19 protein-coding genes, 4 tRNA genes and 1 pseudogene are annotated in these 24,825 nt (G+C 58.4%); 7 read left to right on the forward strand and 17 right to left on the reverse strand.

Annotation, left to right across the window (positions count from 1 at the left end; all coding sequences use genetic code 11):
• Positions 1 to 119 precede the first annotated feature (119 nt).
• The 8 genes from dgoD to leuC all read right to left on the reverse strand — a co-directional run bounded on the left by dgoD (position 120) and on the right by leuC (position 8,553).
• Positions 120 to 1,268: a galactonate dehydratase gene (gene dgoD / locus CKW31_RS16305; protein WP_027900875.1), complete on the reverse strand. Its 1,149-nt coding sequence runs from the start codon at positions 1,266 to 1,268 to the stop codon at positions 120 to 122.
• Positions 1,269 to 1,316: 48 nt separating this feature from the next.
• Positions 1,317 to 1,946, reverse strand: a complete 630-nt coding sequence (locus tag CKW31_RS16310; RefSeq protein ID WP_095097017.1) for a 2-dehydro-3-deoxy-6-phosphogalactonate aldolase — start codon at positions 1,944 to 1,946, stop codon at positions 1,317 to 1,319.
• 1 nt (position 1,947) lies between these two features.
• Positions 1,948 to 2,940, reverse strand: a complete 993-nt coding sequence (locus tag CKW31_RS16315; RefSeq protein ID WP_095097020.1) for a 2-dehydro-3-deoxygalactonokinase — start codon at positions 2,938 to 2,940, stop codon at positions 1,948 to 1,950.
• A 271-nt stretch (positions 2,941 to 3,211) separates the two neighbouring features.
• Positions 3,212 to 4,324, reverse strand: a complete 1,113-nt coding sequence (gene asd, locus CKW31_RS16320; protein ID WP_095097023.1) for an aspartate-semialdehyde dehydrogenase — start codon at positions 4,322 to 4,324, stop codon at positions 3,212 to 3,214.
• Positions 4,325 to 4,392: 68 nt separating this feature from the next.
• Positions 4,393 to 5,475, reverse strand: a complete 1,083-nt coding sequence (leuB, locus tag CKW31_RS16325; protein ID WP_095097026.1) for a 3-isopropylmalate dehydrogenase — start codon at positions 5,473 to 5,475, stop codon at positions 4,393 to 4,395.
• Positions 5,476 to 5,541: 66 nt separating this feature from the next.
• Positions 5,542 to 6,306 (reverse strand): class I SAM-dependent methyltransferase, encoded by a 765-nt coding sequence (locus CKW31_RS16330; protein ID WP_095097029.1) that lies wholly within the window; start codon positions 6,304 to 6,306, stop codon positions 5,542 to 5,544.
• A gap of 170 nt (positions 6,307 to 6,476) precedes the next feature.
• Positions 6,477 to 7,118 (reverse strand): 3-isopropylmalate dehydratase small subunit, encoded by a 642-nt coding sequence (gene leuD, locus CKW31_RS16335; protein ID WP_095097032.1) that lies wholly within the window; start codon positions 7,116 to 7,118, stop codon positions 6,477 to 6,479.
• 10 nt (positions 7,119 to 7,128) lie between these two features.
• On the reverse strand, positions 7,129 to 8,553 hold the full coding sequence (gene leuC / locus CKW31_RS16340; RefSeq protein ID WP_095097035.1) for a 3-isopropylmalate dehydratase large subunit: 1,425 nt from the start codon (positions 8,551 to 8,553) through the stop codon (positions 7,129 to 7,131).
• Positions 8,554 to 8,702: 149 nt separating this feature from the next.
• On the opposite strand from leuC, the gene CKW31_RS16345 reads away from it, so the two are divergent.
• Complete coding sequence (locus CKW31_RS16345; protein ID WP_095097038.1) at positions 8,703 to 9,581, forward strand: LysR family transcriptional regulator; 879 nt, start codon at positions 8,703 to 8,705, stop codon at positions 9,579 to 9,581.
• A gap of 112 nt (positions 9,582 to 9,693) precedes the next feature.
• A pseudogene (locus CKW31_RS16350) lies at positions 9,694 to 11,784 on the forward strand (putative bifunctional diguanylate cyclase/phosphodiesterase); the annotation flags it as partial.
• Between the two features lie 51 nt (positions 11,785 to 11,835).
• On the opposite strand, the gene CKW31_RS16355 reads toward CKW31_RS16350, so the two are convergent.
• The 9 genes from CKW31_RS16355 to uvrB form a co-directional block, all read right to left on the reverse strand.
• Positions 11,836 to 12,279 (reverse strand): Hsp20 family protein, encoded by a 444-nt coding sequence (locus CKW31_RS16355; RefSeq protein ID WP_027900866.1) that lies wholly within the window; start codon positions 12,277 to 12,279, stop codon positions 11,836 to 11,838.
• A gap of 112 nt (positions 12,280 to 12,391) precedes the next feature.
• Positions 12,392 to 13,351, reverse strand: a complete 960-nt coding sequence (locus CKW31_RS16360; RefSeq protein ID WP_095097044.1) for a tRNA-dihydrouridine synthase — start codon at positions 13,349 to 13,351, stop codon at positions 12,392 to 12,394.
• A 29-nt stretch (positions 13,352 to 13,380) separates the two neighbouring features.
• Positions 13,381 to 13,842: a thioesterase family protein gene (locus CKW31_RS16365; RefSeq protein ID WP_095097047.1), complete on the reverse strand. Its 462-nt coding sequence runs from the start codon at positions 13,840 to 13,842 to the stop codon at positions 13,381 to 13,383.
• 407 nt (positions 13,843 to 14,249) lie between these two features.
• Positions 14,250 to 14,325 (reverse strand) — tRNA-Glu (locus CKW31_RS16370).
• A 46-nt stretch (positions 14,326 to 14,371) separates the two neighbouring features.
• Positions 14,372 to 14,447: transfer RNA gene (locus tag CKW31_RS16375), tRNA-Ala, on the reverse strand.
• Positions 14,448 to 14,497: 50 nt separating this feature from the next.
• Positions 14,498 to 14,573: transfer RNA gene (locus tag CKW31_RS16380), tRNA-Glu, on the reverse strand.
• Positions 14,574 to 14,662: 89 nt separating this feature from the next.
• Positions 14,663 to 14,738: transfer RNA gene (locus CKW31_RS16385), tRNA-Ala, on the reverse strand.
• 146 nt (positions 14,739 to 14,884) lie between these two features.
• Positions 14,885 to 16,366: a glutamate--tRNA ligase gene (gene gltX / locus CKW31_RS16390; RefSeq protein ID WP_095097050.1), complete on the reverse strand. Its 1,482-nt coding sequence runs from the start codon at positions 16,364 to 16,366 to the stop codon at positions 14,885 to 14,887.
• A 220-nt stretch (positions 16,367 to 16,586) separates the two neighbouring features.
• On the reverse strand, positions 16,587 to 18,602 hold the full coding sequence (uvrB, locus tag CKW31_RS16395; RefSeq protein ID WP_095097053.1) for an excinuclease ABC subunit UvrB: 2,016 nt from the start codon (positions 18,600 to 18,602) through the stop codon (positions 16,587 to 16,589).
• 386 nt (positions 18,603 to 18,988) lie between these two features.
• On the opposite strand from uvrB, the gene CKW31_RS16400 reads away from it, so the two are divergent.
• The 5 genes from CKW31_RS16400 to CKW31_RS16420 all read left to right on the forward strand — a co-directional run bounded on the left by CKW31_RS16400 (position 18,989) and on the right by CKW31_RS16420 (position 24,820).
• The gene (locus CKW31_RS16400) at positions 18,989 to 20,185 is read left to right on the forward strand and encodes an amino acid aminotransferase (RefSeq protein WP_095097056.1); all 1,197 of its coding nucleotides are present in this window, start codon (positions 18,989 to 18,991) and stop codon (positions 20,183 to 20,185) included.
• A 402-nt stretch (positions 20,186 to 20,587) separates the two neighbouring features.
• Positions 20,588 to 21,337, forward strand: coding sequence for a response regulator (locus CKW31_RS16405; protein ID WP_095097562.1), 750 nt, complete (start codon positions 20,588 to 20,590; stop codon positions 21,335 to 21,337).
• Positions 21,334 to 22,392 carry a HAMP domain-containing sensor histidine kinase gene (locus CKW31_RS16410; RefSeq protein WP_095097059.1) on the forward strand — a complete coding sequence of 353 codons (1,059 nt, stop codon included), beginning with the start codon at positions 21,334 to 21,336 and terminating at the stop codon, positions 22,390 to 22,392. The genes CKW31_RS16405 and CKW31_RS16410 overlap by 4 nt, the downstream gene beginning before the upstream one ends.
• 115 nt (positions 22,393 to 22,507) lie before the next feature.
• Positions 22,508 to 23,242, forward strand: coding sequence for a XopAW family type III secretion system calcium-binding effector (gene xopAW, locus CKW31_RS16415; RefSeq protein ID WP_095097062.1), 735 nt, complete (start codon positions 22,508 to 22,510; stop codon positions 23,240 to 23,242).
• Positions 23,243 to 23,557: 315 nt separating this feature from the next.
• Positions 23,558 to 24,820 carry an arsenic transporter gene (locus tag CKW31_RS16420; RefSeq protein WP_095097065.1) on the forward strand — a complete coding sequence of 421 codons (1,263 nt, stop codon included), beginning with the start codon at positions 23,558 to 23,560 and terminating at the stop codon, positions 24,818 to 24,820.
• Positions 24,821 to 24,825 lie beyond the last annotated feature (5 nt).

Genomic DNA, 24,825 nt, shown 5'->3' on the forward strand with positions numbered 1-24,825 from the left:
GCTATGAACTGGGTGAACGCCTGTAGGAGCTGCCGAAGGCTGCGAATCGCGGTGACTCAAGCAAATCGCTTTCGCAGCCTTCGGCAGCTCCTACAAGGGTCAGGCGTCAGCCTGAGAAATCACCACTCCGCAAAGCTGCCATCGGCATGACGCCAGATCGGGTTGCGCCAGCGATGGCCGATAGCGGCGCGCTCCTTGACGTACTCTTCATTGATTTCGATGCCCAGGCCTGGTCCGTTGGGGATTTTCACCATGCCTTTGTCGTAATCGAACACCTCGGGATTCTTGATGTAATCCAGCAGGTCATTGCTCTCGTTGTAATGAATGCCCAGGCTCTGCTCCTGAATGAACGCGTTGTAGCAGACCGCATCCAGTTGCAGGCACGCGGCCAGGGCAATCGGCCCCAGCGGGCAATGCAGCGCAAGGGCGACATCGTAGGCCTCAGCCATGTTGGCGATCTTGCGGGTTTCGGTGATACCGCCCGCATGCGACGCATCCGGCTGGATGATGTCGACGTAGCCTTCACTCAATACGCGCTTGAAATCCCAGCGCGAAAACAGCCGTTCGCCCAGGGCAATCGGCGTACTGGTCAAGGGTGCCAGCTCTTTCAACGCCTCGTAGTTTTCGCTGAGCACGGGCTCTTCGATGAACATCAGCTTGTACGGATCCAGTTCTTTCATCAGCACTTTGGCCATGGGTTTATGCACCCGGCCATGGAAGTCGACGCCGATGCCCACGTTTGGTCCGACCGCGTCACGCACCGCGGCGACGTTGGCCAGCGCCAGGTCGACCTTGTCGAACGTATCGAGGAACTGCAGCTCTTCGGTGCCGTTCATTTTCACCGCCGTGAAGCCCCGCTCCACCGCTTCTTTTGCCGCACGCGCCGTGTCCGCAGGGCGGTCGCCGCCGATCCACGAATAAACGCGGATCTTGTCGCGCACCTGACCGCCGAGCAGATCGCTGACCGACACACCCAGATGCTTGCCCTTGATGTCCCACAACGCCTGATCGATACCGGCCAGCGCACTCATGTGCACCGCGCCGCCACGATAGAAGCCGCCACGGTAGAGCACGGTCCAGATGTCTTCGATGTTGCGCGGGTCTTTGCCGATCAGGTAGTCAGACAGCTCTTCGACGGCGGCTGCAACCGTATGAGCGCGACCCTCAACCACCGGCTCGCCCCAGCCGGTAATGCCTTGATCAGTTTCGACCTTGAGGAAGCACCAGCGCGGCGGGACGATGAAAGTCGTGAGTTTGGTGATTTTCATGTGTGCGATTCTCTTATTTGAATTGGCGCCTGGGGCGCTCTGGTTGACTCAGAAACGTTCGGTCAATTGCTTCCAGGCCGCGACATAGGCATGAGCACGCTCGCCCACATCAGCCACGCTCATGCCTGGCTTGAACAAGCCCGAGCCGAGGCCGAAACCTTTTACGCCGGCATCCAGAAAGACCTTCATGTTGTCCGGCGTAATACCGCCCACCGGAACCAGCGCGGTGCCAATTGGCAACACGGCGAGCCATGCTTTTACGACGGCCGGGCTCATCTGCTCAGCCGGGAACAGCTTCAGCACGTCAGCGCCCTCGGCCAGCGCAGCAAAGGCCTCGTTGGGCGTTGCCACGCCTGGCGACAGAAACAACCCTGCTTCTTTGGCGGCACGCAGCACTTTGGCGTCGCTGTGCGGCATGACGATGACCTGCCCGCCCGCCTCCTTGACCAGATTGACCTGCTCAGGAGTCATCACCGTACCCGCCCCGATCAGGCAGTCGGCAGGCAGGCTTTGGCGCAACAGACGGATGCTGTCGTAGGGTTGCGGCGAATTGAGTGGCACCTCGATGACCCGGAAACCCGCCTGGTACAACACATCGCCTATGGCAGGCGCTTCCGCCGGGCGCAGGCCACGCAGAATGGCGATCAAGCCGTTTTCGAGCAGTGCTTGCTTGAGCATGTCAGACCTCTAATGGAATGTTAGCGAGCAAGCCGGCTTTAAGCGCCACTTGCCATAGACCGCGCTCGGTAGCTTGTTCTGCCACCGTCACGTGAAGAAAACCGCAGGCGTGCAGGGCTCGCCCATAACGCAGACACAATTGCTCGCCGCCCAGAAGAATGACGTGAGGCAATTCGGAATGATGGGCACGCTGCAGAGTGGCGAGGGTTGCCAGTTCATGACCGATCAGCAGACCGGACAAATAATCAGGTTGGGCATCGGCGCTCAGTTGGCCGGTCAGCCCCAAGGTGCGGCAACTGAAAATCGTCGACAGCGGCCCCGCTGCGCCGTCAGCCGACAACGCCACCGCGACACCCAGATCGAACGCCGCCTGATCGAAGGCATCACTGCGCTGCATGGTGCGGCCAAGAATCGTGTGATTGCTTAACGCGGCGAAGACTTCGCCGGTCATGAACGTATCGAAATGCAGGATGCAGCCCTCGGCGGCCTGAACCCATTTGGAATGGCTGCCGGGTAAACCAATCAACAGGGGTTTGAGGGCTTCAGTGGCGGACAGTCCTGCCAGAACGCCCAGCACTTGGGTTTCTTCACCGCGCATGACATTGGGCAGCACCGAACGCTGAAGTACGCCAGGGATGATGTGGACATCGACGCCACGCAGGCTGCGCACGGTTTGCAAGGCAGAGCTAAGGCCGGAGACGCTGGCCGGAGTTTCCCGATAGACGGCTTCACGCCAGCCTTGGGCGCTGCCGACCATGCCACAGGCAATGACCGGCAGGTTTGGCTCGGCATCAAGCCAGTCGCCACAAGCCTCGTCGAAAGCCAGTTCAAAACCGTCGCTGCAGAGCTCACCGGCGATCATTCGCGGCGAACTCGGTAATTGCATGATGCCCGCGCTCAGGGAGCGCTGTTCCAGCACCCGGCCATGGTCGCCGAGTCGATAAGCACGAAGAGAGGTTGTCCCCCAATCGAGCGCGATCAAATGCGCTTGCATCGCTTCACCTATTATTTTTTGAGCAGTGAGTGCGAGGGGGACTATAAACCTTAAAAGAGAAATATCTCAATATGTAAATTTCAATCCCATATTTTGGGATTTTTTTGTTGGAGCGAGGCTTGCCCGCGAATCAAGCGCTGCGGTCTACAAATATGACCGGGGAATCGCCCTTCGCGAGCAAGCTCGGCTCCAACAGGACCGCGTTATTTTTAAGCGCCCATAAAAAAACCGCCCCGAAAGGCGGTTTTTCATGTCAGCTACAACCGGACGATCAACGCTCCAGCAGGATACGCAGCATGCGACGCAGCGGTTCAGCCGCGCCCCACAACAGCTGGTCGCCTACGGTGAACGCGCCGAGATACTGCGAGCCCATGTTCAACTTGCGCAGACGGCCCACCGGAATGCTCATGGTGCCGGTTACAGACGTCGGGCTCAGCTCCTGAATGCTCGCTTCGCGATGGTTTGGCACCAGTTTCACCCAAGGGTTGTGCTGGCTGATCAAACCTTCGATATCGGCGATAGGCACGTCTTTGTTGAGCTTGATGGTCAATGCCTGGCTGTGGCAACGCATCGAACCGATACGTACACAGATACCATCCACCGGGATCGGGCTCTTGAAGCGACCCAGAATCTTGTTGGTCTCGGCCTGGCCTTTCCACTCTTCACGGCTCTGGCCGTTCGGCAGTTCTTTGTCGATCCACGGGATCAGACTGCCCGCCAATGGCACGCCGAAGTTTTCCGTCGGGTAGGCATCGCTGCGCATGGCTTCGGCGACCTTGCGGTCGATGTCCAGAATCGCGCTGGCCGGGTTGGCCAGATCGTCAGCAACAGCCGCGTGAGTCGCGCCCATTTGCTTGATCAGTTCACGCATGTTCTGCGCGCCCGCACCGGAAGCCGCCTGATAGGTCATGGCATTCATCCACTCCACCAGACCGGCTTCGAACAGGCCGCCCAAACCCATCAGCATCAGGCTGACGGTGCAATTGCCGCCAATGTAGTTCCTGGTGCCCGCATCCAGTTGCTGATCGATGACCTTGCGGTTAACCGGGTCCAGAACGATGACCGCGTCATCCTGCATGCGCAGGCTGGAAGCGGCGTCGATCCAGTAACCCTGCCAGCCGGCTTCGCGCAGCTTCGGAAACACCTCATTGGTGTAGTCGCCGCCCTGGCAGGTCAGAATCACGTCGAGGGTTTTCAGCTCGTCAATGCTGTAAGCATCTTTGAGCGGAGCCACGTCCTTGCCCACGGAGGGGCCTTGGCCGCCTACGTTGGAGGTGGTGAAAAACACCGGCTCGATCAGATCAAAATCCTGCTCTTCCAGCATCCGCTGCATGAGCACGGAACCGACCATTCCACGCCAACCGATCAGACCTACACGTTTCATCGCAACTACACCTTGTTTAAAAAGTGGGCCGTCGTATCCGGGTTCGAATTCGCGACGGGCCCGAGATATTACAGATTGCGCAGCGCGGCGACTACAGCGTCGCCCATTTCCTGCGTACCGACTTTCGCGTTACCGGCCGACCAGATGTCGCCCGTGCGCAAGCCCTGATCAAGAACCAGGCTTACAGCCTTTTCAATGGCATCGGCAGCGTCGGTCAGATTGAAGCTGTAACGCAGCATCATCGAGACCGAAAGGATAGTCGCCAATGGGTTGGCAATGCCCTTGCCCGCGATGTCAGGTGCCGAGCCATGGCAAGGCTCATACATGCCCTTGTTATTGGCATCCAGCGAGGCAGACGGCAGCATGCCGATGGAGCCGGTGAGCATCGACGCTTCGTCGGACAGGATATCGCCGAACATATTATCGGTGACGATCACATCGAACTGCTTCGGCGCACGCACCAGCTGCATGGCGGCGTTGTCGACGTACATGTGGCTCAGTTCGACGTCCGGATAGTCCTTGGCGACTTCCTCGACCACTTCACGCCACAGCTGGCTGGAAGCCAGGACGTTGGCCTTGTCCACTGAACAGAGTTTCTTGCCACGCACGCGCGCCATGTCGAAACCGACGCGGGCGATACGACGAATTTCGCTCTCGCTGTACGGCAGCGTGTCGTAGGCCTGACGCTCGCCGTTTTCCAGCGTCTGGCTGCCACGCGGGGCACCGAAATAGATACCGCCGGTCAGCTCACGGACGATGAGGATGTCCAGGCCGGCAACGATTTCAGGCTTGAGGCTGGAGGCGTCAGCCAGTTGCGGATACAGGATGGCCGGACGCAGGTTGCCGAACAGGCCCAGTTGCGCACGGATTTTCAGCAGACCGCGCTCTGGGCGGATATCACGCTCGATGGTGTCCCATTTCGGGCCGCCCACAGCGCCCAGCAATACGGCGTCAGCAGCGCGGGCACGGTTCAGGGTTTCATCGGCCAGTGGCACGCCATGCTTGTCGATGGCCGCGCCGCCGATCACGTCGTGGCTGAGTTCGAAGCCCAGTTGATACTTCTGGTTGGCCAGTTCCAGCACCTTGACCGCTTCGGTCATGATTTCCGGACCAATACCGTCACCTGGGAGAATCAGAATCTGCTTGCTCATAACATCCTCAATTTTTTGTAACGGCACTGTCGGTCAGCGCCTCTTCATCTACATAAACGGATAGAACTAACGCTCGGCCCATAACACCAGAACATCGGTGCTGAACGAGCCGTCAGCGGTAATCTCGAAATACTCGCGCACCTCCGCCCCCATGGCCTGCTGCAACTCCCGGATCGCGACCCGAAAGGCTTGCGGGGTACGCATGCGCTCTACCCAGGAGTTGTACTCAAGGTGCAGACGCTGGCGGCTGTGACTACGGGTGAACAGCCCCGCCTCACTGACCTGCCGCAGCCATTCGGCGGCGGAATAGTCGCGCACATGACTGGTATCACGCAGCACTTCCACGCTTTGCAGGTAGGTATCCAGCAATGGACTGCCCGGCGACATTACGTCAATAAAGGCAGCAACGCCTCCCGGCTTCAGTACTCTGCGCACTTCACGCAAGGCAGGCGCCAGATCACTCCAGTGGTGAGCCGAATAACGACTGAACACGAAGTCGAACTCGCCATCCTCGAACGGCAGGCTTTCCGCCGCGCCGCAGACAGTACTGACGTTACTCAGCCCACGCTCTTGCGCCGCATTAGCCACCACATCGAGCATCTGCTGCGAAAGGTCGTACGCTACCACTTCGCCCACCGCCGACGCGACATTGAAGCTCACGTGCCCGGCGCCACACCCAAGGTCCAGAACCCGAGCATCACTGCGCCCCGCCACTTCGGCCTGTAGCAGCGCAAACTCGGTACCTTGGGCGTGCACGGCACTGCTCAGATAGGCTGCGGCCTGTTCACCGAATTGACGTTGTACTACTTGGGTGTGGGCTGAGTGGGTCATGGGTAAGTCCTAAGCAAATCTAGCTTAATAGATGCGATTCCCTGTGGGAGCGGTGCTTGGTCTGGGCGGCATTCCGACGATAAGGTTCATGCGATCTAAAGTGAACCGCGTCCAGCCTTATCGCGGGCAAGCACCGCTCCCACAGGGGAATGCATTTCAATCCTGTCATTTCAACCGCGAAACAACCACGGCTGGCTGGCGCGGTGCTTCGCTTCGAAACTGGCAATCGCCTCGCCATCCACCAGAGTCAGACCGATGTCATCCAGGCCTTCAAGCAGGCAGTGCTTGCGAAACGCATCAACTTCAAAGCTGTATACCTTGCCATCTGGACGAGTGACCGTCTGGGCCGCCAGGTCGATGGTCAACTGGTAACCTTCGTTGGCTTCAACCTGCTTGAACAGCTCATCGACTTCAGTTTCGTCGAGAATGATCGGCAGCAAGCCGTTCTTGAAGCTGTTGTTGAAGAAGATGTCGGCATAGCTGGGGGCGATAATCGCGCAGAAACCGTACTCTTCCAGCGCCCACGGCGCGTGCTCTCGGCTTGAGCCGCAGCCGAAGTTTTCCCTGGCCAGCAACACGCTGGCGCCTTGATAGCGGGCGTCGTTGAGCACGAAGTCCGGATTCAACGGGCGCTTGGAGTTGTCCTGATACGGTTGCCCGACATCCAGGTAACGCCATTCGTCGAACAGGTTCGGACCGAAGCCGGTGCGCTTGATCGACTTGAGAAACTGCTTGGGAATGATCTGGTCTGTATCGACGTTGGCACGATCCAGAGGAGCGACAAGGCCGGTGTGCTGAGTAAAGGCTTTCATGCTGGGCTCCTTAGTGCTGAATCAGTTCGCGAACATCAATGAAACGACCGTTGACCGCTGCTGCCGCAGCCATCGCCGGGCTGACCAGGTGAGTACGACCACCGGCACCTTGACGGCCTTCGAAGTTACGGTTGGAAGTGGACGCGCAATGCTCGCCACTTTCCAGGCGGTCCGGGTTCATCGCCAGACACATCGAGCAACCTGGCTCACGCCATTCGAAACCGGCCTCGAGAAAGATCTTGTCCAGCCCTTCGCTCTCCGCCTGCGCCTTGACCAGCCCGGAGCCCGGTACAACGATGGCCTGCTTGATGGTGGAGGCGACCTTGCGGCCTTTGGCGATTTCAGCCGCAGCACGCAAGTCCTCGATGCGCGAGTTGGTGCAGGAACCAATAAATACGCGATCCAGCTGGATGTCGGTGATGGCCTGATTGGCTTTGAGGCCCATGTACTTCAACGCACGCTCGATAGAACCACGCTTGACCAGATCAGTTTCCTGAGCAGGGTCCGGTACGTTCTGATCAACGGCCAGCACCATCTCTGGAGAAGTACCCCAGCTGACTTGCGGTTTGATCTGCGCAGCGTCGAGTTTGACTACCGTGTCGAAGTGCGCATCGGCATCGGAAACCAGGTCTTTCCAGGCTTCTACTGCCAAATCCCACTGCTCGCCTTTAGGTGCGAAAGGACGCCCCTTCACGTAGGCAATGGTCTTTTCATCGGTAGCCACCAGACCAACGCGAGCGCCCGCCTCGATGGACATGTTGCAGATGGTCATACGGCCTTCAACCGACAGATCACGGATCGCGCTGCCCGCAAACTCCATCGCATGGCCATTACCGCCTGCGGTGCCGATCTTGCCGATCACCGCCAGCACAATGTCTTTGGCTGTCACGCCGACCGGCAATTCGCCCTCGACGGAAACCAGCATGTTTTTCATTTTCTTGGCCACCAGGCACTGAGTGGCGAGCACATGCTCAACCTCGGAAGTGCCGATACCGTGGGCCAGCGCACCGAATGCGCCATGAGTGGAGGTATGAGAGTCGCCACAGACCACGGTCATGCCCGGCAAGGTCGCGCCCTGTTCCGGGCTGATGACGTGAACGATGCCCTGACGCACGTCGTTCATTTTGAATTCGGTAATGCCGTACTCGTCGCAGTTGTCGTCGAGAGTCTGCACCTGAAGACGCGACACCTGGTCGGCAATGGCTTCGATACCGCCTTTACGTTCCGGAGTAGTCGGCACGTTATGGTCCGGGGTCGCGATGTTGGCGTCGATGCGCCATGGCTTGCGGCCCGCCAGACGCAGACCTTCAAAGGCCTGTGGCGAAGTCACTTCATGGATGATGTGACGATCGATGTAAATCAGCGACGAGCCATCGTCACGCTTCTTTACTTCGTGCGAATCCCAGAGCTTGTCGTACAACGTTTTGCCGGCCATCGGATGGTTCCTCATCAGCGCGTTTCTATCTTTCTATGCCCTGGGTGATCGACCGATGACCCTTTGGCTTGTGAGGCAATGCTATGGAATATGCTTAAATAACTCAAATTCATAATTTTTATACTTTGGATAACCAACTGGAATCTGAGATGGATCTGGCTAACCTCAACGCTTTTATTGCTATCGCGGAAACCGGCAGCTTTTCCGGGGCCGGGGAACGCCTTCACTTGACGCAGCCCGCTATCAGCAAGCGAATTGCCGGGCTGGAGCAGCAGTTGAACGTGCGGTTGTTTGACCGGCTCGGCCGGGAAGTGAGCCTGACCGAGGCCGGCAGGGCCCTGTTGCCCAGGGCCTATCAGATTCTTAATGTGCTGGACGATACCCGCCGCGCACTGACCAATCTGACGGGTGAAGTGACCGGCCGTCTGACATTGGCCACCAGTCATCACATCGGCCTGCACCGTCTGCCACCTCTGCTTCGAGAGTTCACCCGACGTTTTCCTGAGGTCGCGCTGGACATTCAGTTCCTCGATTCAGAAGTCGCCTACGAAGAAATTCTTCATGGCCGTGCCGAGCTGGCGGTCATCACTCTCGCCCCGGATCCTCACACCCTGGTCAAGGCCGTACCGGTCTGGGACGACCCGCTGGACTTCGTTGCGGCCCCTGAACACCCGCTGGCCAACAGCGGCCCGGTGAGTCTGCAAGACATTGTGGGTTATCCCGCCGTCTTTCCCGGCAACAACACGTTCACCCATCACATCGTCAGCGGACTGTGTGAAGCCCAAGGGCTCAAGCCGGATATCGCCATGAGCACCAACTATCTGGAAACCATCAAAATGATGGTTTCCATTGGCCTCGCCTGGAGCGTGTTGCCACGAACTATGCTCGATGAACAGGTGGCGCGCATCCCATTACCGGGCATACAGCTCAGTCGTCAGCTAGGCTACATACTTCACACGGAGCGTACGTTGTCCAATGCGGCCCGGGCATTCATGGCGCTACTCGATGCACAGGCCAGCCAATGCTGAAAGCTCCTGACGCTAAAGATCGTATTACTGCCTTTATTACTTACAGGCGCGTGATCCCATGCCAGAACTTGCAGATAGCAACACCTTTCAGCCCACCGGCCATGCCGCTGCGCTGAGCGAATCGGAAAAGCGTTTTGCGACGCTCTACAACCTCAGTCCCAATGTGGTGATCCTGTCCGCCATCGACAGCGGAGTGATCTGCGAGGTCAATCGCCAGTTCGAAACAATACTGGGCTGGTCCGCTGCCGAAAGCATTGGTCGGACGGGCGTAGACCTGGGGTTATGGGACGATTCCGAACACCGCAACAGCCTGGTCAGACGGGTCATTGCCCAGGACGAACCCGTCAGGCTGGATGTGCGATTGCGTGCACGCGACGGTCGGCTGATTGAAGGCACTTTCAGCGCGTTGAAAGTCGAACTGGAGCGTCAGCTTTATCTGCTCAGTACTTTCATGGACAACAGCGCGCACCTGCGCGCCGAACGCGCCTTGAAGGCCAGCGAAGAGAAGTTCGCCAAAGCGTTCCATTCCAGTCCTGACGCAATCACCATCACCGAGCGCGTCAGTGGCCGCTATCTCGAGGCAAACGGAGGCTTTTGCCGACTCATGGGGTTTACCCCAGAGGAAGTGATCGGCCGTACCGTCTCGGAACTGGGTATCTGGGCTCATATTGAACAACGTGAGCAGTTGATTCGCGACCTGGAAGAAAATGGCCGCGTGCATCATCGGGAAATGACCGGCTGCCACAAGAACGGCTCCCACGTCACCGCTGAGGTGTCGGTCGAAGCTATAACGCTTAACGATGTTGAATGCCTGCTGATGAATGCCCGGGATATCAGCGAGCTGAAGAGCGCCCAGGAGCAGGTTCAGCACCTGGCCTATCACGATTCCCTGACCAATCTGCCCAACCGGGCACTGCTGATGGACCGTCTCAGCCAGCAAATAATCCTGCTGCAACGCCACAACCTGCGTGGCGCTCTGCTGTTCATGGATCTGGATCACTTCAAGCACATCAATGATTCGCTGGGCCATCCGGTGGGCGACAGCGTGCTGAAAATCGTTACCGCGCGGCTTGAAGCCAGCGTGCGCATGGAAGACACCGTGGCGCGACTGGGTGGCGATGAGTTCGTGGTGCTGATCAGCGGGCTGGAAGGCAGTCGCGACGATGTCACTGATCAGGTACTGGAACTGGCCGACATGCTTCGCGCCCTGCTCGCCCAGCCGATGTTTCTGGACAATCAACGTCTGCAAATCACACCGAGCATCGGCATCGCGCTCATTCCCGACCATGGCCTGACCAGCGCGGACCTCCTCAAACGCGCCGATATCGCGCTGTACCGGGCGAAGGATTCGGGCCGCAATGCCACGCAGCTGTTTCACGATTCGATGCAAAAAGCCGCCAGCGAACGCCTGCGTATGGAAAATGACCTGCGTATGGCATTGCCACGCGGCGAGTTCAGCCTGTGCTATCAACCTCAAGTGGACACTCGTCTCAACCGCATCATCGGCGCGGAGGCATTATTACGCTGGGAACACCCGGAGACCGGTAACCTGCCGCCCAACCAGTTCATTCAGATCCTGGAAGAAAGCGGGATGATTCTGGAGGTAGGCGCCTGGATTCTTGAAGAAGCCTGCCGAACGGCGAGCAAACTGTTGCGCGACAAGCTGGTCGACATCCGACACTTCAGTTTGTGCGTCAACATCAGCCCTCGCCAGTTTCGGCAAAACGACTTCGTTGATCGCGTCAAACGCTGCCTTCGCGTGAACAGCCTGCCGAGCAATCTGCTCAAGCTGGAAATCACGGAAGGCATCGTCATCCAGAATCTGGACGAGACCATTGCCAAGATGCATGAGCTGAAGAAACTCGGCGTCAGCTTTGCCATGGATGATTTCGGCACCGGCTACTCATCCCTGACCTACCTCAAACGCCTGCCGGTAGACGCGCTAAAAATTGATCAGTCATTTATTCGCGATGCAACCACCGACCCCAACGACGCGGAAATCATCCGGGCTATCGTGGCCATGGCCCAGAGTCTGAACCTCACGGTCATTGCCGAAGGGGTTGAGCAACCCCTGCAACTGGAGTTTCTTGAGCAGTTGGGGTGTCGGTTATATCAAGGCTATCTGTTCAGCGAGCCGCTGACCTTGAGCGCATTCGAAAAACGCCTGCGGCAGCCCGAGATGCTGTTTGAGGGGAGTCAGTAGAAACGAAAGAAGGCGCCATAACGGCGCCTTCTTTTGCTGGCAACTGAACAATCAGCTGTTCAGGACTTTCTGCGCGTTGATCGGGATGCGCTTGGCTTTGGCCTCTTCAGGCACCAGACGCAGCAGATCAATGTTCAGCAAGCCGTTGGACAAGCCAGCGTTCTGCACTTCGATGTGATCAGCCAACCGGAACGACAATTTGAAAGCCCGCTGAGCAATACCCTGATGCAGGTAAGTCACGCCCTCAGCAGTATTTTCACGCTTGCCGCCCGAAACAGTCAGCACGCCCTTCTCGACCTGAAGCTCAAGGTCTTCTTCAACGAAACCTGCGGCCGCGATCACAATGCGGTATTGGTCATCCGCATGCTTCTCGACGTTGTAAGGAGGGTAGCCGCCAGCGGATTCATTGCGGGCAGCAGCCTCGAACAGGTCGTTGAAACGATCAAAGCCCACAGAGCTACGGAACAGAGGGGCCAGAGAAAATGCAGTAGTCATGATAAATCTCCTGTAAACAGCGAGTGGTTTAATCCGCGACCCGAATTCGGCATCGCGTAGTCCCTAAACTAGGGTCGACCAAAAGCTTTTCAAGAGTTTATTTTCAAATTTTTTATGACCGTTCGTCGGCACTGACACCGAGCAAAACACTGATCCGCTGACAGTCGGTTTCGCGACGCAGCGCATCAAACATCTGCGTCGCCTCAGGGTAACTTTTAGTCAAAAGCACTAGCCACTGTTTGAGACGGCCAGGCGCCTGGATCAGGGTCATTTTCTCCAGACACTGTAGCCAGAAGGTCCGCAACATCGGCTGCAGCTCGGCCCAGGTCATTGGCATCACTTCTTCGCCTTTCTGCGCGGCGGCAATCTGTCGGGCGAGATCCGGACGTGCCACCAGCCCGCGACCGATCATGATGTCCCGAGCGCCGCAGATTTCCCGGCAGCGAAGCCAGTCGTCCACGGTCCAGATTTCCCCGTTGGCGACTACCGGCACCTTGACCACTTCCTGAATTCGCGCAATCCATTCCCAGTGGGCAGGCGGCTTGTAGCCGTCAACCTTGGTGCGGGCATGTACGACGATCTGCTCCGCCCCACCGTCAGCCAGCGCCCGGGCGCAATCCAGAGCACCGTCGGTGTTTTCGTAACCCAGGCGCATTTTGGCGGTGACCGGAATCTCTCTGGGCACCGCGCTGCGCACCTGATTGACGATGGAGTACAGCAACTCAGGCTCTTTGAGCAGAATTGCGCCTCCCCGGGAACGGTTGACGGTCTTGGCCGGGCATCCGAAGTTCAGGTCCAGAACCGGCGCGCCCAACTCACAGGCAAACGCAGCGTTTTCCGCCAGACAGACTGGATCGGAGCCCAGCAACTGCAGACGCAAAGGGGTTCCGGCATCGGTTTTCGCGCCTTTGTGAAACTCGGACGCGTACTTGTAGAAGTAATGAGCCGGCATTAAACGCTCGGACACCCGAATGAATTCGGTCACGCACCAGTCGATCCCGCCGACTTTTGTCAGGGCATCGCGCAGGATGTCGTCAACCAGTCCCTCCATGGGCGCCAGAGCAATTTGCATGGATCACACTCGAAAAAAAGTCCGGCAGTTTACGGCGCGCTGCCGGTATTTGAAACCAGAGGATTAGCCATGGCGACGCCATACCCCTCAATGAACTCTGCGGGCATGCGTTTAGGCTTGCCGCTGGACAGTTCGATACAGACAAAGGTGGTCTGCGCGCGCAGCAACGTCATGCCATCGCGGGGACGGCGTAGCTGAAAACGTCGAGTCATTTTCAGGCGTTTGTCCCAATCGACAATCCAGGTTGCCAACTCCAGTTCATCGTCCTGATAGGCACTGGCCAGATAATCGATCTCATGCCGAACCACCGCCATGGCCCGGTCCAGACGTCGGTACTCGCTCAGATCCAGACCCAACTGCTGTGAATGGCGCCAGGCGCAGCGCTCCAGCCATGTCACGTAGACCGCGTTATTGGCATGCCCCAACCCGTCGATGTCATCGGCGGCCACATTGAGGTCGATCACAAAAGGCGTTGGCAGATCCCAGACCATGCTTGCTCCTGCGTTGCTGGTTGTAGATGCGAGTGAGTGTAACCAAAGCGACGAAGAGAGTGGGCGAATGCTGCTGGCGCGTAGCACCGCGAGGCTGTGACAGCGGAGTATCGGGCTGGCCGACATCGTTTAACCATCTGATTGGAATGCTTTTTGAACTGTAGGAGCGCGCTTGCCCGCGATAGCGTCAGCACAGACGATTACCCGTCAACTGACAGACCGTCTCGCGGGCAAGCGCGCTCCTAAAGGGCCCCGTTTGCTGCGCGACAGCGCGGTGCTCGTGAGCTCCTATAGAAAACCGGGGGGACTAAGACGTATCTGGAGGGAAGGCGCTTTATCAAACGCCAGAAAAACAAAAGGGCCATTCAATAATCGAATGACCCTTGGTCTCGCAGAGCGAGAAATCGTGGCGTCCCCTAGGGGACTCGAACCCCTGTTACCGCCGTGAAAGGGCGGTGTCCTAGGCCACTAGACGAAGGGGACGCAAAACCTTCGAGCAGGTTCGCTTTAAAAACGGACCCTGGCAAATTGGTGGAGCTTAGCGGGATCGAACCGCTGACCTCCTGCATGCCATGCAGGCGCTCTCCCAGCTGAGCTAAAGCCCCGGATTTATCGCCTCGCGGCTCACATCACTTTCAAATGATGCATTTTAAAATGGCGTCCCCTAGGGGACTCGAACCCCTGTTACCGCCGTGAAAGGGCGGTGTCCTAGGCCACTAGACGAAGGGGACAAAACCTTCTTGATGCTGATGATCGACGCTGGATCCGGTCATCTTGCATCGTTTCAAAGCAGTGTAGCCGAGCTTTGAAACTCTAAATTTGGTGGAGCTTAGCGGGATCGAACCGCTGACCTCCTGCATGCCATGCAGGCGCTCTCCCAGCTGAGCTAAAGCCCCACATCAGTGGACGGGGCGCATGTTAAGCGTGAGTCGCAGAGCTGTCAAATTTATTTTTTACAATTTCGAAAGTTTTTTGTCGGTAATACAACCACTTACCATTCAGCCCCCGGAAAACCGGGGGACTGACAGGCGCAGGCATTGCCTCAGGCGATCGCACCCAGAAGCTTTTCCCATTCCTTGTTTTCTTTCTTCGAAACGCCACCCAGCAGATCAAGGGCCTGACGCAGGCGGAAGCGGGTCAGGTCCGGGCCCAGGATTTCCATCGCGTCCGTCACCGAGACGGAATTGGCTTGCCCGGTAATCGCGGCAAACATCAGCGGCATGGCATCACGCAGCTTGAGCTCCAGATGCTCGACGACTGCCTGTATGCTGCCCATGATCCGGTCCTTCTCCCACTGACGCAGGGACTCCAGTTTCCACAGGATCAACTGCATGACCTGACGCACCTGGTCAGCAGACAGCTTCTTGTGCTCGAACAGTTTGGCATCCGGCGTGACGCCACCGGCGAAGAAGAAACCGGCCAGCGGCGCAACCTGACTGAAGGTCTCCACCCTGCCCTGCACGTGCGGAGCGATCTTCATCATGTATTCAGGGTTCAACGCCCAGTGCTGAAGGCGCGAAGCGAACTCTTCTACCGGAAGTTCGCGCAGCCACTGACCATTGAGCCATGAAAGCTTCTCGATATCGAAGATCGGGCCGCCCAGAGAAACCCGCGACAGATCGAAATGCTCGACCATTTCCTCCAGGGAAAACTTCTCGCGCTCATCAGGCATCGACCAGCCCATACGGCCCAGGTAGTTGAGCATTGCTTCAGGCATGAAACCCATGCGCTCGTAGAAAGTGACCGACGTCGGGTTCTTGCGCTTGGACAGCTTGCTCTTGTCCGGGTTACGCAGCAGCGGCATGTAGCACAGCTGAGGCTTGTCCCAGCCAAAGTATTCATAAAGCAGGATCAGCTTGGGTGCCGACGGCAGCCACTCTTCACCGCGCAGCACGTGGGTGATGCCCATCAGGTGGTCATCGACGACGTTGGCCAGGAAGTATGTCGGCAGGCCATCGGTCTTCATCAACACTTGCATGTCCATGCGATCCCATGGGATCTCGACCTCGCCACGCAGCATGTCCGGCACGACGCAAACGCCCTCGGTCGGCACTTTCATGCGGATCACGTGAGGTTCGCCGGCCGCCAGACGACGGGCTACTTCTTCTTTGGATAGCAACAAGGCGCGGCCGTCATAGCGCGGCGTTTCGCCACGAGCGGTTTGCTCGGCACGCATTTGATCGAGCTCTTCTGCGGTGCAGAAACACGGGAAAGCGTGACCCAGCTCTACCAGCTGTTGCGCGTACTTCTGGTAGATGTCGCCCCGCTCGCTCTGCCGATATGGACCATGCGGACCACCGACATCCGGGCCTTCACTCCATTCAATACCCAGCCAGCGCAGCGCGTCGAAGATCTGCTGTTCCGACTCGCGGGTCGAACGCAGTTGATCGGTATCCTCGATACGCAGGATGAACTCACCGCCGTGCTGCTTGGCAAAGCAATAGTTGAAAAGGGCGATATAAGCCGTGCCAACGTGAGGGTCGCCAGTGGGCGAAGGCGCGATGCGGGTACGAACGGTGGTCATGAAAAATCCCGAAATAGGTCAAACAAGCCGTGAATATTAACAGGCGCCGAGGATACTGTGGGAGCCGAGCTTGCGCCGGGCGATGTCGTGGGACCGGCTTTAACCGGGAAGAGGCCAGTACAGGCGCTGAAAACGGGTCGTCTGAAATAACGCCTTCCCGGCTAAAGCCGGTCCCACGTCAGCTTCTCCCACATGATCCCGGCTTCAACAGGTCGAATCGCTAAACCGTCAGCAACCGCTCCCGCAGCTTGCCGATTTCGTCGCGCATCTGCGCTGCAGCTTCGAACTCCAGATCGCGGGCCAACTGGTACATTTTCTCTTCCAGTTGCCGAATACGCTTGGTGATCTCGCTCGGTGAGCGCAGCTCGTTTTCGTACTTGGCGCTTTCTTCCGCCGCCTTGGCCATGCCTTTGCGCTTTTTGCTGCGCGAGCCCGGCACGGTGGCGCCTTCCATGATGTCGGCCACATCCTTGAACACGCCTTTTGGCGTGATGCCATTGGCCAGGTTGAACGCGATCTGCTTGTCGCGACGCCGCTCGGTTTCGCCGATGGCACGCTCCATGGAGCCGGTGATGCGATCCGCGTACAGAATCGCCCGCCCATTGAGGTTACGGGCCGCACGACCAATGGTCTGGATCAGTGAGCGCTCGGAACGCAGGAAGCCTTCTTTGTCCGCATCGAGAATCGCCACCAACGACACTTCTGGCATATCCAGGCCTTCGCGCAGCAGGTTGATCCCCACCAATACATCGAAAGTCCCCAAACGCAGATCGCGGATAATCTCCACCCGCTCCACCGTATCGATGTCCGAGTGCAGATAACGCACCCGCACGCCGTGGTCTGCCAGGTAATCGGTCAGGTCTTCGGACATACGCTTGGTCAGCGTAGTGACCAGCACCCGCTCCTCCAGCGCAACGCGCTTGGTAATCTCCGATAGCAGATCATCCACCTGGGTCAGCGCCGGACGAATCTCGATTTGCGGGTCTACCAGCCCGGTTGGCCGCACAACCTGTTCGACGATACGACCGGCGTGTTCGGCCTCGTAGTTGCCCGGTGTTGCCGAGACAAAGATCGTCTGCGGACTGACCGCTTCCCACTCGTCAAATCGCATCGGCCGGTTATCCAGTGCCGATGGCAGACGGAACCCATATTCCACCAGGGTTTCCTTACGTGAGCGGTCGCCTTTATACATGGCACCGACCTGCGGCACGCTGACGTGGGATTCGTCGATGACCAGCAGCGCATCAGGCGGCAGATAGTCGTACAGCGTGGGCGGCGGCGCGCCCGAAGGACGCCCCGACAGGTAGCGCGAGTAGTTTTCAATGCCGTTGCAGTAACCCAGTTCCAGGATCATTTCCAGGTCGAAACGGGTCCGCTGCTCAAGACGCTGGGCTTCAACCAGCTTGTTGTTGGTGCGCAGGTACTCAAGACGCTCCTGCAACTCGACCTTTATACCCTCCATCGCTTCAACCAGGGTTTCCCGTGGCGTGACGTAGTGGCTCTTGGGGTAGAAGGTAAAGCGTGGCAGCTTGCGGATCACCTCACCGGTCAGCGGGTCGAACGACGAAATGCTCTCCACCTCATCGTCGAACAACTCGATGCGGATCGCTTCCAGATCCGACTCGGCGGGATAGATATCGATCACATCGCCGCGCACCCGGAACGTGGCCCGGGCGAAATCCATGTCATTGCGGGTGTATTGCAGGTCAGCCAGGCGACGCAGCAAGGCGCGTTGATCGAGCTTGTCGCCGCGATCCACGTGCAACACCATGCGCAGATAGGTTTCCGGGCTGCCCAGACCATAAATGCAGGACACCGTGGTGACGATAATGGCGTCCTTGCGCTCCAGCAGCGCCTTGGTTGCGGAGAGACGCATTTGTTCGATGTGGTCGTTGATCGACGCATCCTTCTCAATGAAGGTATCCGACGACGGCACATACGCCTCAGGCTGATAGTAATCGTAATAAGAGACGAAATACTCCACGGCATTGTTCGGGAAAAAGGCCTTGAACTCACCGTACAACTGCGCGGCCAAGGTCTTGTTCGGCGCGAGCACCAAGGTAGGGCGCTGCACCTGAGAGATCACGTTGGCGATGCTGAATGTCTTGCCTGAGCCGGTCACACCCAGCAAGGTCTGGTGCGCCAGCCCGGCATCGATCCCTTCGACCAGCTGGCGAATAGCCTCTGGCTGATCACCAGCAGGCTCAAAACGGGTTACGAGCTGAAACTCGGACATGACGTACCTCTTTGGTGGTTTACGCGCATACAGGCTCACGCAAGTGACAACGCGAAAACCAAAGAACGGCGTGCGTCTGACCCGCTAGCGGATCAGTCGTACAGAATATGAAGTGATGAGACTACAGATGGAGTCGCCATCGCCAGCTTTCAACCCACTACTTTCAACCTGCTGAATCGGCAGGTACTAAAGCGCCTCAATGCGGAATGCCGGTGGCAATATGACCAAAGGCGGACAAACACCTGCAAAAACCCACAAAAAACCCGTCACCGGCTGTCGCCCCGGTCCGCGATGCTCTCTATACTGACTCCCCGATTGTGCACCGCTCTGGCGCATTCGGTTCAGAGCGGGTTTCCCCTTACCCCTCACACAGAGCCGCCACAAAAATGAGCCTGTTCTCCGCTGTCGAAATGGCACCACGCGATCCTATCCTGGGCCTCAACGAAGCATTCAACGCCGATACCCGCACCACCAAGGTCAATCTTGGCGTGGGCGTCTATTGCAACGAAGAAGGACGTATTCCCCTTCTGCGCGCCGTTGCCGAAGCAGAGAATATTCGCGTGGCTCAACACGCTCCTCGTGGCTACCTGCCGATCGACGGCATCGCGGCTTACGACCTTGCCGTACAAAAACTGCTGCTGGGTGCCGATTCGCCGCTGATCGCTTCCGGCCGCGTTCTGACCACTCAGGCCGTGGGTGGCACCGGCGCACTGAAGATCGGCGCTGACTTCCTCAAGCAACTGCGCCCCGATGCCGTCGTGGCCATCAGCGATCCAAGCTGGGAAAACCACCGCGCCCTGTTTGAAACTGCCGGTTTCCCGGTGCAGAACTATCGCTACTATGATGCGACCAGCCATGACGTGAACCGTTCCGGCATGCTGGAAGACCTGCAGAATCTGCCATCTGGCTCGATCGTCGTACTGCACGCCTGCTGCCACAACCCGACCGGCGTAGACCTGACGCTGGACGACTGGAAAAAAGTGCTGGAAGTGGTCAAGAGCAAAGGCCACGTGCCGTTTCTGGACATGGCGTATCAGGGCTTCGGTACCGGTATTGACGAAGATGCGGTTGCAGTTCGTCTGTTCGCTGAATCCGGCCTGACGTTCTTTGCTTCCAGCTCGTTCTCCAAATCCTTCTCGCTGTACGGCGAACGTGTCGGCGCGCTGTCGATCATCACTGACTCGAAAGAAGAGACCGCCCGCGTCCTGTCCCAGGTCAAGCGCGTGATCCGCACCAACTACTCCAACCCGCCGACGCATGGCGCAACCATCGTTGCCGCGGTACTCAACAACCCTGAACTGCGCGCCAAGTGGGAAGAAGAGCTGGGCGAAATGCGCGTACGCATAAAGAGCATGCGCAAGGGGATGGTCGAGCGTCTTGCCAACAACCCTGCGGGCCAGGATTTCAGCTTCGTGGGTCGTCAGAGCGGTATGTTCTCCTACTCAGGCCTGACCACCGAGCAGGTACATCGCCTGCGTAACGAGTTCGGCATCTACGCCCTCGACACCGGCCGCATCTGCGTTGCTGCGCTGAATCAGAGCAACATCGATACCGTGTGCAAGGCGATTATCCAGGTGATCTAAGCCTTCACCGTGGTGAAAAAAAGGGAAGCAGACGAGTGTCTGGCTTCCCTTTTTTATTTGTATCCCATTTTATTTGTATCCCGCAGGACCGGCTTCAGCCGGGAGGGCGTCGGGACATTCGACAAATCTTTCTTCGCCAGAAACACTGCTCTCCCGGCTAAAGCCGGTCCTACAAGGTCAAGGGCTGAGCAAGCGTGCAGGCAGATATGACCCCTCACAGAAAAATTAACCCAGCATAGCCACGCCACGAACCTTTGTACCAACGCCGATACATTCCAGACATGCCCCCGACACCCCCTCACGCCACCCTTTCGCCGCGCCCCCCGGCGAAGTAGCATGGCGGGTAGCGTTGATCTTCAATAGCGGCCAGTGATGGCGGCATCACCAGGCAGTGGTCGCATCATGCAATCAACCGAAACTTCAGCTGAAATCCCACAAAGCAGCGACCCGCGCTGGAACACCCGCGCCCTGATCGTCGACGACGATGTACCGATTCGCGAATTGCTCTGCGATTACCTGGCACGCTTCAACATCCAGTGCCGGGGCGTGACCGACGGCACTGAAATGCGCAAGGCGCTGGAAGAAGAAAACTTCGACGTCATCGTCCTCGACCTCATGCTGCCCGGCGAAGACGGCCTGTCACTGTGTCGCTGGCTGCGCAGCACCTCGGACATCCCGATTCTGATGCTCACTGCCCGCTGTGAACCCACCGACCGGATCATTGGTCTGGAGCTGGGTGCCGACGATTACATGGCCAAACCTTTCGAGCCTCGCGAACTCGTCGCCCGTATCCAGACCGTGTTGCGCCGCGTGCGTGATGATCGCAACGATGAGCGCTCCACCGTACGTTTCGATGCCTGGCGCCTCAACAGCGTGCTGCGCCAGTTGATCGCCGCCGATGGTCTGGTGGTGCCACTGTCCAACGCTGAATTCCGCCTGTTGCGTGTTTTTCTGGAACGTCCGCGTCGGGTATTGAGCCGTGAGCAACTGCTGGACGCCGCTCGCGGTCGCTCCATAGAAGCCTTTGATCGCAGCATTGACCTGCTGGTCTCACGCCTGCGTCAGAAGCTGGGAGATGACCCGAAAAATCCACAGCTGATCAAAACCGTTCGCGGTGAGGGTTACCTGTTCGACGCAAGGGATATTGGTTGATCCGCTCCGCTGACACCCTCTTCGCCCGCCTGTTTGGGGGCGCGTTGATTGCTATTTTGCTCGCGCACCTGCTGGCGTTCATGTGGTTTAGGTTCTACGGGTTTCCACCACCCCCGCCTCCACCCATGTCCGAGTCAGGGCAGCAGATCGAAGGACGTGCTTTTCAGCGTCCAGAGAACGGTCCGCCGCCTGGCCACAGACCACCGTTTTTCCGCGGTCCTGTCGTGCCGCTGATCTTCCAGCTGATTACTCTGGTGATCGCTGCCTGGTACGGCGCGAAGGCATTGAGCCGACCGATTCAACGGCTGAGCAATGCCGCCGAAAGACTCAGCGAAAACCTCGACAGCCCCCCCATGGAAGTCAAAGGTCCATTGGAAGCCCGGCAGGCCGCACAGACATTCAACCTGATGCAGCAACGCATCCGCGAGCAGGTGCAACAGCGCGGGCGCATGCTTGCAGCCGTCTCCCATGACCTGCGCACGCCCCTTTCGCGCCTGAAACTGCGGGTCGAGCAAATCGACGAACCCAGACTGCACGGGCAGATGACTCAGGATCTGAACGACATGATTGGCATGCTCGATGCCACGCTGACCTACCTGAATGAGCAACGTACCAGTGAAATTGTGCAGTTGTTCGATCTGCAGGCCTTGATTGAGTCCCTGGCTGAAAACGCTCAGGACAATGGCGATGACGTGCAATCCATCGGCCAGTGCCTGCCGCTGAAGACCCAGCCCATGGCCCTGCGCTCGTGCATCAATAACCTGATCGACAATGCGCTGCGTTATGCCGGTCAGGCGCGGGTCGAGATTATCGATGACGCGCAACACGTGCGCGTCATGGTGATTGATCACGGCCCCGGGATCAGCGTCGAGCACCATGAAGCCGTGTTTGAGCCCTTCTACCGTCTGGAGGGCTCGCGCAACCGCAACTCCGGTGGCGTCGGTATGGGCATGACCATCGCCCGCGACGCCGCCCGGCGCATGGGCGGCGATTTGTCACTGGCCGAAACCCCCGGTGGCGGCCTGACCGCAATGCTGGTCTTGCCGCGCTTCTGAGCGGACGACGTAACGACGCCGATACACAGCCCACATACCCTCGACACCTGCCCCCAGGAAGCTTGACAAGCCGGTGCACCGTCACCGGATCAATCAACCTGAGGGAGTCAGCCTGATGATCAGTGGCGTTAGTAACAACAGCTATTCGAGCTACACCAGCTCCAGCGCAAGTACCGCTGCGAGCAAGAAATTCCAGGAGCAATTGCTGGCCAAACTGGACACCGATGGCGACGGCAGTGTCAGTAAAGATGAGCTGAGCGCCGCAAATTCGTCCTCCGACAGCAAGGACGGCATTACCGTTACGCTGAGTGAAGCGTTCAGCAGTCTGGACAGCAACGAAGATGACAGCCTCGACGCCGACGAACTGGCAGCTCTCACCCCGCCACCGCCTCCAGGCGGCCAGCCTGCGACCGATGTCGCCGAGGACGTGCTCAGCGCGCTGGACACCGACGGCGACGGTACGGTAAGCAGCGACGAGCTGACCGCCGGCTTGAGCAGCGCGGGCAGCACCGCCGACAGCGCCCAGGTGTTTGATGCACTGGACACCAACAAGGACGGCACCATCAGCCTTGAAGAACTGACCGCCAGCCTGCAACCGCAACAGCCCCCTGCTCCACCGGCCTCGACACAGCAATCCAGCGATCAGTTGTTCAGCTCGCTGGACGCTGACGGCAACGGCAGCATCAGCGCCGATGAACTCACCAGCGCCCTTGGCGCTACCTCAAACGACGGCACAACCGCCGAAAACAAGCCCTCTGAGGCCTTGAGCAGAATGGTTGCAGCATTGACCGAGCGTTACGACACCAGCGGCAACAAGCCGGTCGGCAAGTATCTCGATACGGCTGCCTGATATGAAACATTTGCCTGATAGACCTCTGTCAGGCAAAGCACAAAACCTGTGACGCCTCCGTTGTCCAGACGCCGCGCTGTCGCGTAGAAACAAGGACCCTGTAGGAGTGAGCTTGCTCGCGATAGCTGTCGATCTGTTAAGAAGATGTCGTCTGACCTGACGTGATCGCGAGCAAGCTCACTCCTACAGATCCAATGTTTGCCAAACGAGCGCAGCGTTTCAGCAACATCAAAACGCATCCTGATTCTGCGCCAGTGGACGAACTTGTCCCCATCGTCACCGGTCTGACATTTGCCTGCCTATTGAGTACCGCAAATGCCCGCATTCGACCCCGCCATGGTTATCTGGATTGTCGCCGCCTTAGCCATCTGCGGCGTCATCATACGACCGTGGCGGGTGCCGGAATTTGTCTGGGCGATGGGGGCCGCGGTGCTGCTCACGGCGTTGGGATTCATCCCACTGCACAAGGCGCTCGGTGCGGTGGCGGAAGGCGGTGATGTCTACCTGTTTCTGATCGGCATGATGGTCCTGGCTGAGTTGGCCCGACAGCAAGGCCTGTTCGACTGGCTGGCCATGCTTGCCGCAAAACACGCGAAAGGCTCGGGACAACGACTGTTTGATCTGGTGTTTCTGGTCGGCACTTTGGTCACCGTGTTTCTGTCCAACGACGCAACCGCCGTTGTCCTGACGCCCGCCGTCTACGCAGCAGCCCGCGCCGCCAAAGCCGAACCCCTGCCCTATCTGTTTATCTGCGCCTTCATCGCCAACGCGGCCAGTTTTGTCCTGCCGATTTCAAACCCGGCCAACCTGGTGATATTCGGCAGCAACATGCCGCCGTTGGCTACCTGGCTCTGGCACTTCAGCCTGCCTTCGATTGCGGCCATTGGCTTGACCTATCTCGTGCTGCGCCTCACGCAACGTACCCACCTGCGCAAACCTCTGGAAACAGACATCACCCTGCAACCGCTTTCCAGCGGTGCACGTCTGACGGCGTTCGGAATTGTGCTGACGGGGATCGTATTACTGAGTGCATCGGCGCTGGATGTACAACTCGGGCTACCGACGTTTTGTGCAGGCATCGCTACCGCTGCACTGATCCACATACGTCAGCGGCTTAACCCGCTGCCGGTGCTCAAGGCGGTTTCCTGGAGTGTCTTGCCGCTGGTGGCCGGTTTGTTCGTGCTGGTCGAGGGTTTGGCACTGACCGGCGTTATCGATCATCTGGCCCACGCGCTGAAATCGCTGGCCGACCAATCGGCCACTCAGGCGACGTGGGCATCCGGTGTGATCGTGGCGATTGCCAGCAACCTGATCAACAATCTGCCGGCCGGCCTGATTGCAGGCTCTGTCGGCCACATCGCCCAGTTGCCCACCGAAACCACCAGTGCATTGGTAATAGGCGTCGACCTGGGCCCCAACCTCTCCATCACCGGATCGCTGGCAACCTTGCTCTGGCTGATCGCCATCCGCCGCGAAGGTGAAAACGTCACGGCGATGGGCTTTCTACGGCTGGGAGTTCTGGTCATGCCACCAGCGTTGATCGGCGCACTGGCGGCGTTGTCGATTACCACCGGCTGACAACA

It is taken from the genome of Pseudomonas sp. Irchel 3A5 (assembly GCF_900187575.1).
GTDB classification, from domain to species: Bacteria; Pseudomonadota; Gammaproteobacteria; order Pseudomonadales; family Pseudomonadaceae; genus Aquipseudomonas; species Aquipseudomonas folii.

Coding starts and splice junctions, on each gene's coding strand:
- dgoD (WP_027900875.1), bottom strand. CDS start 1,268: ATGAAAATCACCAAACTCACGACTTTCATCGTCCCGCCGCGCTGGTGC.
- CKW31_RS16310 (WP_095097017.1), bottom strand. CDS start 1,946: ATGCTCAAGCAAGCACTGCTCGAAAACGGCTTGATCGCCATTCTGCGT.
- CKW31_RS16315 (WP_095097020.1), bottom strand. CDS start 2,940: ATGCAAGCGCATTTGATCGCGCTCGATTGGGGGACAACCTCTCTTCGT.
- asd (WP_095097023.1), bottom strand. CDS start 4,324: ATGAAACGTGTAGGTCTGATCGGTTGGCGTGGAATGGTCGGTTCCGTG.
- leuB (WP_095097026.1), bottom strand. CDS start 5,475: ATGAGCAAGCAGATTCTGATTCTCCCAGGTGACGGTATTGGTCCGGAA.
- CKW31_RS16330 (WP_095097029.1), bottom strand. CDS start 6,306: ATGACCCACTCAGCCCACACCCAAGTAGTACAACGTCAATTCGGTGAA.
- leuD (WP_095097032.1), bottom strand. CDS start 7,118: ATGAAAGCCTTTACTCAGCACACCGGCCTTGTCGCTCCTCTGGATCGT.
- leuC (WP_095097035.1), bottom strand. CDS start 8,553: ATGGCCGGCAAAACGTTGTACGACAAGCTCTGGGATTCGCACGAAGTA.
- CKW31_RS16345 (WP_095097038.1), top strand. CDS start 8,703: ATGGATCTGGCTAACCTCAACGCTTTTATTGCTATCGCGGAAACCGGC.
- CKW31_RS16355 (WP_027900866.1), bottom strand. CDS start 12,279: ATGACTACTGCATTTTCTCTGGCCCCTCTGTTCCGTAGCTCTGTGGGC.
- CKW31_RS16360 (WP_095097044.1), bottom strand. CDS start 13,351: ATGCAAATTGCTCTGGCGCCCATGGAGGGACTGGTTGACGACATCCTG.
- CKW31_RS16365 (WP_095097047.1), bottom strand. CDS start 13,842: ATGGTCTGGGATCTGCCAACGCCTTTTGTGATCGACCTCAATGTGGCC.
- gltX (WP_095097050.1), bottom strand. CDS start 16,366: ATGACCACCGTTCGTACCCGCATCGCGCCTTCGCCCACTGGCGACCCT.
- uvrB (WP_095097053.1), bottom strand. CDS start 18,602: ATGTCCGAGTTTCAGCTCGTAACCCGTTTTGAGCCTGCTGGTGATCAG.
- CKW31_RS16400 (WP_095097056.1), top strand. CDS start 18,989: ATGAGCCTGTTCTCCGCTGTCGAAATGGCACCACGCGATCCTATCCTG.
- CKW31_RS16405 (WP_095097562.1), top strand. CDS start 20,588: ATGCAATCAACCGAAACTTCAGCTGAAATCCCACAAAGCAGCGACCCG.
- xopAW (WP_095097062.1), top strand. CDS start 22,508: ATGATCAGTGGCGTTAGTAACAACAGCTATTCGAGCTACACCAGCTCC.
- CKW31_RS16420 (WP_095097065.1), top strand. CDS start 23,558: ATGCCCGCATTCGACCCCGCCATGGTTATCTGGATTGTCGCCGCCTTA.